Source organism: Psychrobacillus sp. NPDC093200 (assembly GCF_050280345.1).
GTDB classification, from domain to species: Bacteria; Bacillota; Bacilli; order Bacillales_A; family Planococcaceae; genus Psychrobacillus; species Psychrobacillus faecigallinarum.
The window spans coordinates 61,809-70,285 of record NZ_JBNNVC010000003.1 but is presented as its reverse complement, the minus strand read 5'-3'; the positions used below and the strand labels follow the sequence as shown (position 1 = coordinate 70,285).

The following is an 8,477-nucleotide window of genomic DNA, read 5'->3' as shown; positions in this document are numbered from 1 at the left end:
AATTAATTTTGTGCATCTAAAAATTCAGTTACTTGCTCCTGCGCACTGCTCGTCGCAGTATGAAAAGTAGATGCTTTGATTTGTAGATAACTTCTAATTACTTTTGTGCATCTAAAAATTCAGTGACCTGCTCCGGTGATTTTGCGTTGGCGCTGTGTAGGTGAGCTTTTTTCTCGCCGTTTTGGTAAATTAGAAGGCTAGGGATTCCCATAACTTCATATTTTTCAGCGATTTCTGGTAGCTCATCGCGGTTTACTTCATACCACTCGTACTGATTGTATTTTTCGATGATTGGATCGATAAACATTTCCATTCTGCGGCAATCAGGACACCAGCCAGCTTCGAATTTAACTAGTACTTCATTGTCTCCGGAAATGATTTCATTAAATTGTTCTGCAGTTGTAATTTTTTTCATATTATATACCTCCATGGATGATACATACAGTTTACACTGTTTCCCATATAGGAGAAAGAAAAATGTATTAATTTATTCATTTTATTATTGCGAAAATTTGAACATTGCACTAGAATAATAGATATAGAGATTGCTTCTATTTTTTTTGTAAACAAAATGAATGAGCGTTCATTCAAGATGAAGGGGAGGCTTTGCACGTGACATATCAAATTAAAAAAGCAGCTGTACTTGGTTCGGGGGTAATGGGATCTGGAATCGCAGCTCACTTAGCAAACATAGGTATACCAACGCTATTGTTGGATATCGTTCCAAAAGAAGTTAGTAAAGAGGATGAAGCAAAAGGACTTACATTGGAGCATCCTTCCGTACGTAATCGTTTTGCAGATACTGCTTTACAGAAATTATTAAAGCAAAAACCAGCACCACTAACGTCTAAGAAAAACCTACAGCTAATTACAGCAGGTAACCTAGAGGATGACTTAGAAAAGTTAAAAGACGTGGACTGGATTATTGAGGTCGTAGTTGAAAACCTAGAAATTAAGAAAAACCTATATGACAAAATTGATGCTGTACGTAAGTCGGGTACAATCATCACTTCTAACACATCAGGTATCAGCATTAATGCGATGGTGGAAGGAAGATCAGAAGACTTCGGTAAACACTTCCTAGGCACTCACTTCTTTAATCCACCTCGCTATTTAAAGCTGTTGGAAGTAATTCCAGCTCAAACAACTGCTCCTGAAGTAGTAGAATTCATGAAGGAATTTGGTGAGGATGTTCTTGGAAAAGGTGTAGTACTAGCAAAGGATACGCCAAATTTCATCGCTAACCGAATTGGGACTTATGGCTTACTTGTAACTCTTCGTGAAATGCAAGCAAGAGGATACTCTGTTGGTGAGGTAGATTCAGTTACTGGTCCACTAATTGGTCGTCCGAAGTCTGCTACGTTCCGTACTCTTGATGTTGTAGGTCTCGATACATTTGCTCACGTAGCCAAAAATGTATATGACCAAACAACTGGGGAAGAGCAAAAGGTATTTGAAGTACCGGCATTCATGAAAAAAATGCTTGAAAATAAATGGCTTGGAGCTAAAACAGGTCAAGGCTTTTTCTTAAAAGAAGGAAAAGAAATTAAAGAACTAAATCCTGAAACATTAGAATATGGTCCAATGAAAAAGCTTAAAACACCTTCAATGGAAATGGCTAAGCAGCAAAAAGGCTTAGCTGCAAAAGTGAAAACGTTGACATATGCAAAAGACCGTACTGGCGAGCTATTATGGAGTATTTTAAGTCCGACGCTTATCTATTCTGCTCAGCTTCACACAGAGATAGCTGATGATATCGTGTCTATTGACAATGCGATGAAATGGGGCTTCGGCTGGCAGCAAGGACCTTTTGAAATATGGGATGCAATTGGAGTAAAAGACTCAGTAGAAAAAATGAAGGCAGAGGGTAATGATATCCCAGCATTCGTTCAATCTTTATTAGATAAAGGCTTTGAATCCTTCTATAAAGAAGAGAATGGCGATTTCTTCTATTTTGATGGAACAGATTACCAAGCGGTTCCAGTTAATGAAAAAGTAATCGACTTAAAAAGCTACAAGAAAAAGCATGGTGTCATTAAGTCGAACTCAGGTGCTAGTCTAATCGATTTAGGAGACGGAATTGCTTTACTTGAATTCCATTCTAAGTCCAATTCAATTGGATTAGACATTCTTCAAATGATTAACTTTGCAATCGATGAAGTAGAGAAAAACTTTAAAGGTCTTGTTATTAGTAACCAAGGCAAAAACTTCAGCGTTGGAGCAAATCTTGGAATGATTTTAATGGAAGCTCAAGATGACAATATTTTTGAACTAGATTTCGTCGTTCGTCAATTCCAAAATGCGACACTGAAAATTAAATACTCTTCAAAACCAGTCGTTGTTGCTCCATTTGGAATGACACTAGGTGGAGGAGCAGAGGTCACTTTACCTGCAGCACACATTCAAGCTTCTACTGAAACATATATGGGACTTGTTGAAGCGGGCGTCGGGCTTATCCCTGGCGGTGGAGGTAATAAAGAGCTTTACCTTAAACATCTAAAAGGAATTCCGAATGGAGTTCAAATTGATTATCTGAATGTTGCTAGCAAGGTATTTGAAACAATAGCTATGGCGAAGGTTTCGACTTCAGCTGAAGAAGCACGTGAAAATAACTTCTTAAGAATTGCAGATGGAATCAGTGTAAACCCTGACCACTTAATCTACGATGCGAAACAAGCAGCGCTAGCTCTTGCTGATGCTGGCTACAAGGCTCCGATTCGTGAGAAGGTTCCGGTTGTAGGATCCCCTGGATATGCAGCACTGTTATTAGGGGCAGAAGGAATGTTCTTATCAGGATACATTAGTGAGCATGACTTGAAGATTGCGAAGAAGCTTGCATTTGTCATTGCTGGTGGAGAGGTGCCATACGGTACTTTAGTGGATGAGCAATATCTACTTAACTTAGAGCGCGAGGCTTTCTTAAGTTTAGTTGCAGATCCTAAATCTCAGGCAAGAATGCAGCACATGTTAGTGAAAGGTAAACCATTACGCAACTAGTCTGCGTTAGGTAAAAGGAGGAGAACTCATGCGTGAAGCAGTTATCGTAGCAGGTGCAAGAACACCAGTTGGTAAAGCAAAAAAAGGATCTCTAGCTAATGTGCGCCCAGATGATTTTGGGGCATTAGTGGTAAAAGAGACATTGAAAAGAGCGGGCGGATACGATGGCCCTATAGATGATTTAATATTAGGTTGTGCCATGCCAGAAGCTGAGCAGGGGATGAACGTTGCTCGTAATATCGGTGCGCTTGCTGGACTTCCAGATACAACTCCAGCGATTACTATTAATCGTTTCTGTTCATCTGGATTACAATCCATTGCTTATGCAGCAGAACGTATTATGCTAGGTCACTCTGAAGCAATTATCGCTGGAGGAGTAGAGTCGATGAGTATGGTTCCGATGATGGGTAACGTTATCCGACCAAACGCTCATTTAGCTGAAACAGCACCTCAGTATTATATGGGGATGGGACATACGGCAGAGCAGGTAGCGAATAAGTATAATGTGAGCCGTGAGGACCAGGATGCTTTCGCTGTCCGTTCTCATCAGCTTGCTGCAGCTGCAATTGCTGCTGGGAAGTTTAACGACGATATCGTACCAGTAGAAGTAATCAAGCATTATGTAGATGAAAACAACAAAGCACAATCTAAAAAATTTATGTTCGAAATGGATGAGGGTGTACGTCCAGGTACAACAGTAGAAACACTTGCAAAATTACGTCCAGCATTTAATGTGCGTGGTTCTGTAACAGCAGGAAATGCATCTCAAACATCTGATGGTGCAGGAGCTGTATTGGTAATGGATCGTGAAGTTGCAGAAGCACAGGGCTTAAAGCCACTTGCTAAATTCCGCTCCTTTGCAGTAGGTGGCGTAGCGCCAGACGTAATGGGAATTGGACCAATCGTTGCTGTGCCAAAAGCATTGAAAATTGCAGGCCTATCTATTGAAGATATTGACCTTTGGGAGCTAAACGAAGCATTTGCTTCTCAATCAATCCAAGTAGTGCGTCATTTAGGCATTGATATGGATAAAGTAAATGTTAATGGTGGAGCCATTGCATTGGGGCATCCCCTTGGAGCAACGGGTTCTATACTAACACTTAAAATGATGAGCGAATTAAGAAGACAAGGAAAACAATTCGGTGTCGTTACCATGTGTATCGGTGGAGGCATGGGAGCAGCAGGAGTATTTGAACTTCTTTAATTTCAATAGGTGAAATGTGCTTTTAATATTTGGCGAGTTTCACGATTACTAATTCAAACGTTTACACACATAGGAGGAGAAGGAAATGACACAAGTTCAAGATGCAATTAAAGGTGGAAGCTTTTTAGTAGAAGACATTGAAGCAAGTCGCGTATTTACACCAGAGGATTTCAATGATGAGCAAAAGATGATTGCTAAAACTGCAGAGGACTTTGTAAAAAGTGAAGTATTGCCTGTAGTAGAGAATTTAGAGCATCATGAGTTTGAGCACTCTGTACGTTTATTAAAATCAGCTGGAGATTTAGGTCTTTTGGCGGCTGATATACCAGAAGCATATGATGGATTGGGATTAGACAAAATTTCTTCTGCGTTAATCGCTGAAAAATTGTCTGTAGCAGGCGGATTCTCCATCACTCACGGAGCACATGTAGGAATCGGTACACTACCAATCGTTCTTTTCGGTAACGAGGAACAAAAGAAAAAATACCTTCCAAATTCAGCTTCTGGAGACAAAATCTCAGCATACGCTTTAACGGAGCCAGGTTCAGGTTCTGACGCTCTAGGAGCAAAAACTACTGCTAAACTAAACGAAGCAGGCACTCACTATGTACTTAATGGGGAAAAACAATGGATCACTAATGCTGGATTTGCAGATGTGTTCGTAGTATACGCAAAAGTGGACGGAGACAAATTCTCTGCATTTATCGTAGAAAGAACTTTCCCAGGCGTTTCTGTAGGGGCTGAAGAAAAGAAAATGGGTATTAAATCTTCTTCTACTCGTACATTGATCCTAGAAGATGCAGAAGTACCAGTTGAAAACTTATTAGGAGAAATAGGCCGTGGTCATATTATCGCGTTTAACATCCTTAATATCGGGCGTTACAAATTAGGTGTAGGTACAATCGGTGGTTCTAAACGTGCATTAGAGCTAGCAATTTCTTATTCAAACCAACGTCAACAATTTAAGACACCTATTTCTTCATTTAACTTAACAAAACAAAAACTAGCAACTATGGCTTCTAAGCTTTATGCTACTGAAAGCTTGATTTACCGAACAGTTGGTTACTTCGAGGACCGTATGAGCCAAATGAGCGAAGAAGATCAAAAAGACGGAAGCAAAATTGCAGCTGCAATTGCTGAGTATGCTATTGAATGCTCTATTAACAAAGTAGTAGGTTCAGAGGTGTTAGACTATATCGCTGACGAGGCTGTTCAATTACATGGAGGATACGGCTTCATGCAAGAGTATGAAGTAGAGCGCATTTACCGTGACTCTCGAATCAACCGTATTTTCGAAGGGACAAATGAAATTAACCGTTTAATCGTTCCTGGAACATTCTTGAAAAAAGCAATGAAGGGTGAATTGCCACTTCTTCAAAAGGCACAAGGACTACAAGAAGAGCTATTAATGATGATGCCAGAAGAAGTTGGCGATGAAGCTCTAGCTCAAGAGAAGGTACTAGTTGCTAACGCTAAGAAAATTGGTATTTTAGCTGCTGGTATGGCTGCTCAACGCTTCGGAACTAAGCTAGAAGCCGAGCAAGAAGTATTGGTACACATCGCAAACATTGCAAACAACATTTTCGCTATGGAATCAGCAGTACTTCGTACAGAAAAAGCTATCGGACGCAGTGGAGAAGAAAAAGCAGCTCAAAAGCTTCTATACACTCAAATCTTCTGCCAAGAAGCATTCAATGAAATCGAAGCAGCAGCTAAAGAAACTTTAATAGCTTCTGTAGATGGCGACAACTTACGCATGATGCTTTCTGCACTTCGTAAACTAACTCGCTACACTCCTTACAACGTAATCGAGAAAAAGCGTGAAGCTTCAGTAAAACTAATCGAAGCAGAAAAATTCGTAGTTTAATCATATAAAAACAAAGCTGCCCTCAAGAGTCTCATATTGACTCCTGAGGGCAGTTTTTTACATAAGTAATTAAATCATAACAAACAAGCATAATTAGCAACGAAAGCCAGCAACTTTTTAAGTGGAATTAAGTTTATGACCGGATAGCAATATTTATGACCGGATAGCTCAGTTTTATGACCGGATAAAAATATTTATAACCGCATAGCGAGGATTTATGACCGGATAGAAAAATATATGACCGTTCAGCAAAATCTATCTCTCATCGCTGATGAATCAATAATGAAAGTGGAGATAGTGAATTTAGTTTACTAGAAAATGACGACTTGATAGGTGGAAATTAACTTTATGACCGGATAAAAATATTTATAACCGCATAGCAAGGATTTAGGACCGGATAGAAAAATATATGACCGTTCAGCAAAACTATCTCTAATTGGGCTTGATTCTTAGGGTCAATTGAAAGAATGAGTTAACTGCATTCTAGTGAGGCAAACTATAATAGAAGCGATTTTACTTATTTCTATAATGCACTATAAAATATTGAAATTTAAAACTTGGTTTGATCCCTCTTGCATGAGTAGCAAAATATTATTATGATAAAAAGAAAAAGGTGAGATTTAAATGACTATAAAATTTTACGGTTATCCTAAATGTAGCACTTGTAACAAAGCTAGCAAATGGTTGAGAGACAATCAAGTACAATTCGAGAATCACCATATTGTAGATGCACCACCATCAAAAGAACTTTTAAAAGAGATGGTAGCTAACGGAGATTATGAGCTTAAAAAGTTTTTTAATACTAGTGGAGTGAAGTACCGTGAATTGCAACTGAAGGACAAGCTTCCTACTATGTCGGAGGATGAACAGTTGGAGTTGCTTGCTTCGGATGGAAAGCTTATTAAACGCCCGCTTGTGTATGATGGAAACAAGCTTACACTTGGTTTCAAGGAAGAGCAGTTTGAGGACATGTGGAAAACCTCTTAAAGTACCTTGTATTTACTAGGGAAATATGTGAATATTAAATAGATGGAATATTTAATTGAGAGGGGTTTATTTATGAGCGTGCCTAAAGATTTTAAGTACTCAGCTGAACATGAATGGGTTAAAAATGAGGACGGAAATGTCCGCATAGGTATTACTCATTTTGCGCAATCAGAACTAGGAGACATCGTTTTTGTTGAACTTCCACAAGTTGGAGATGAAATTAAAGCAGGAGATGCTTTTGGTAGCGTTGAATCAGTAAAAACAGTTTCGGAACTATATGCACCAATTAGCGGTAAAGTAGTGGAAGTAAATGCTGAGCTAGAAGATAGCCCCGAATTCGTTAATGAATCACCTTATGAAAATGCTTGGATGATCGTTGTTGAGCCTTCTGATTTATCAGAAGTGGACAGCTTATTGTCTCCAGAAAAGTATGAAGAATTAATTGCAGAGTAATAATGAAAACGCCGGTTAATAATCGGCGTTTTTTTCATATAATAAAGGAAAGGTAATAAGTTGGGAGAGAAGCTAAATGGCACATGTATTTAGTGATAAAATAATTCTCGTCGAGGGAAGGTCTGATAAATTACAATTGTTGACCCTTCTCGATGAATCTCCAGAAATCATTTGTACAAATGGAACGATATCCGATGTAAAATTGGAGGAGCTTTTAAGCCCTTATGATGGCTTGCCGATTTATGCTTTTCTAGATGCCGACAAATCTGGCGAACAAATACGCTCGGTTGTCAGGAAGGAATATCCTGAGGCAATTCACCTCTATACAAATCCTATGTATGGTGAAGTGGCGAATACCCCGGCTAAGGTTTTGGCATCCATATTAAAACGTGTTAATATTAAGGTGAAAAAAGAATTTTTGCCTTAGGATGATGTGTAATGAATGAGTGGAATAAAGAGCAATGGGAAAGCATAAAATATAACTCTCCACTTTCCTTATTTTATATTTATACCCCAATGTGTGGTACGTGTCAGATTGCAAGTAAGATGATGAATGTCATTAAAGAAATGGTTTCTGTTCCAATTGGCCAAGCAAATATTAACTTTCTTGGTGATTTGGCAATAGAACAAGAAATTGAAAGTGTACCTTGCTTATTAATATCTAAAAATGGCAGGGTAGAAAAAAAGATTTATGCGTTTCAATCCGTACCCTATCTATTGGAAACAATAAAAACTATTGACGAAAACAAGAACCTATGATAACATTCGTTGTGTTGAAAAAATAATTTAATAGTGTCGCTCTTATTGAGAGAGGTGGAGGGAAGTGCCCTACGAAGCCCGGCAACCGTCACGAAAGTGAAATGGTGCCAAGTCACGCAAAGCTATAGCTTTGAGAAATGAGAGAATGGATGAGTGTTATTTGAAATTGATAACCTACACCCCTTCTGCTCTTTTGCAGAAGGGGTTTTT

8 protein-coding genes and 1 riboswitch are annotated in these 8,477 nt (G+C 38.9%); of the genes, 7 read left to right on the top strand and 1 reads right to left on the bottom strand.

Going from position 1 to position 8,477, the window contains the following annotated elements; genetic code table 11:
• Positions 1-97: 97 nt before the first annotated feature.
• Positions 98-415: a thioredoxin family protein gene (locus tag ACQKNZ_RS13890; RefSeq protein WP_151113290.1), complete on the bottom strand. Its 318-nt coding sequence runs from the start codon at positions 413-415 to the stop codon at positions 98-100.
• A gap of 197 nt (positions 416-612) precedes the next feature.
• On the opposite strand from ACQKNZ_RS13890, the gene ACQKNZ_RS13885 reads away from it, so the two are divergent.
• From ACQKNZ_RS13885 to ACQKNZ_RS13855, 7 genes are all read left to right on the top strand, one after another.
• Positions 613-2,997: a 3-hydroxyacyl-CoA dehydrogenase/enoyl-CoA hydratase family protein gene (locus ACQKNZ_RS13885; RefSeq protein WP_427660219.1), complete on the top strand. Its 2,385-nt coding sequence runs from the start codon at positions 613-615 to the stop codon at positions 2,995-2,997.
• 28 nt (positions 2,998-3,025) lie between these two features.
• Complete coding sequence (locus tag ACQKNZ_RS13880; protein WP_151113294.1) at positions 3,026-4,201, top strand: acetyl-CoA C-acetyltransferase; 1,176 nt, start codon at positions 3,026-3,028, stop codon at positions 4,199-4,201.
• 85 nt (positions 4,202-4,286) lie between these two features.
• Entirely contained in the window at positions 4,287-6,068 is a 1,782-nt protein-coding gene (locus ACQKNZ_RS13875; protein ID WP_151113296.1) for an acyl-CoA dehydrogenase family protein, read from the top strand.
• A 624-nt stretch (positions 6,069-6,692) separates the two neighbouring features.
• Positions 6,693-7,055: an arsenate reductase family protein gene (locus ACQKNZ_RS13870; RefSeq protein ID WP_340863559.1), complete on the top strand. Its 363-nt coding sequence runs from the start codon at positions 6,693-6,695 to the stop codon at positions 7,053-7,055.
• Positions 7,056-7,127: 72 nt separating this feature from the next.
• A complete protein-coding gene (gene gcvH / locus ACQKNZ_RS13865) occupies positions 7,128-7,508 on the top strand; it encodes a glycine cleavage system protein GcvH (RefSeq protein WP_144538660.1) in 381 nt (126 codons plus the stop codon).
• A 76-nt stretch (positions 7,509-7,584) separates the two neighbouring features.
• Complete coding sequence (locus ACQKNZ_RS13860; RefSeq protein WP_144538659.1) at positions 7,585-7,935, top strand: toprim domain-containing protein; 351 nt, start codon at positions 7,585-7,587, stop codon at positions 7,933-7,935.
• A gap of 11 nt (positions 7,936-7,946) precedes the next feature.
• On the top strand, positions 7,947-8,267 hold the full coding sequence (locus ACQKNZ_RS13855) for a thioredoxin family protein (protein ID WP_427660215.1): 321 nt from the start codon (positions 7,947-7,949) through the stop codon (positions 8,265-8,267).
• Positions 8,268-8,306: 39 nt separating this feature from the next.
• Positions 8,307-8,411, top strand: a riboswitch (SAM riboswitch).
• The last annotated feature ends 66 nt before the right edge of the window (positions 8,412-8,477 follow it).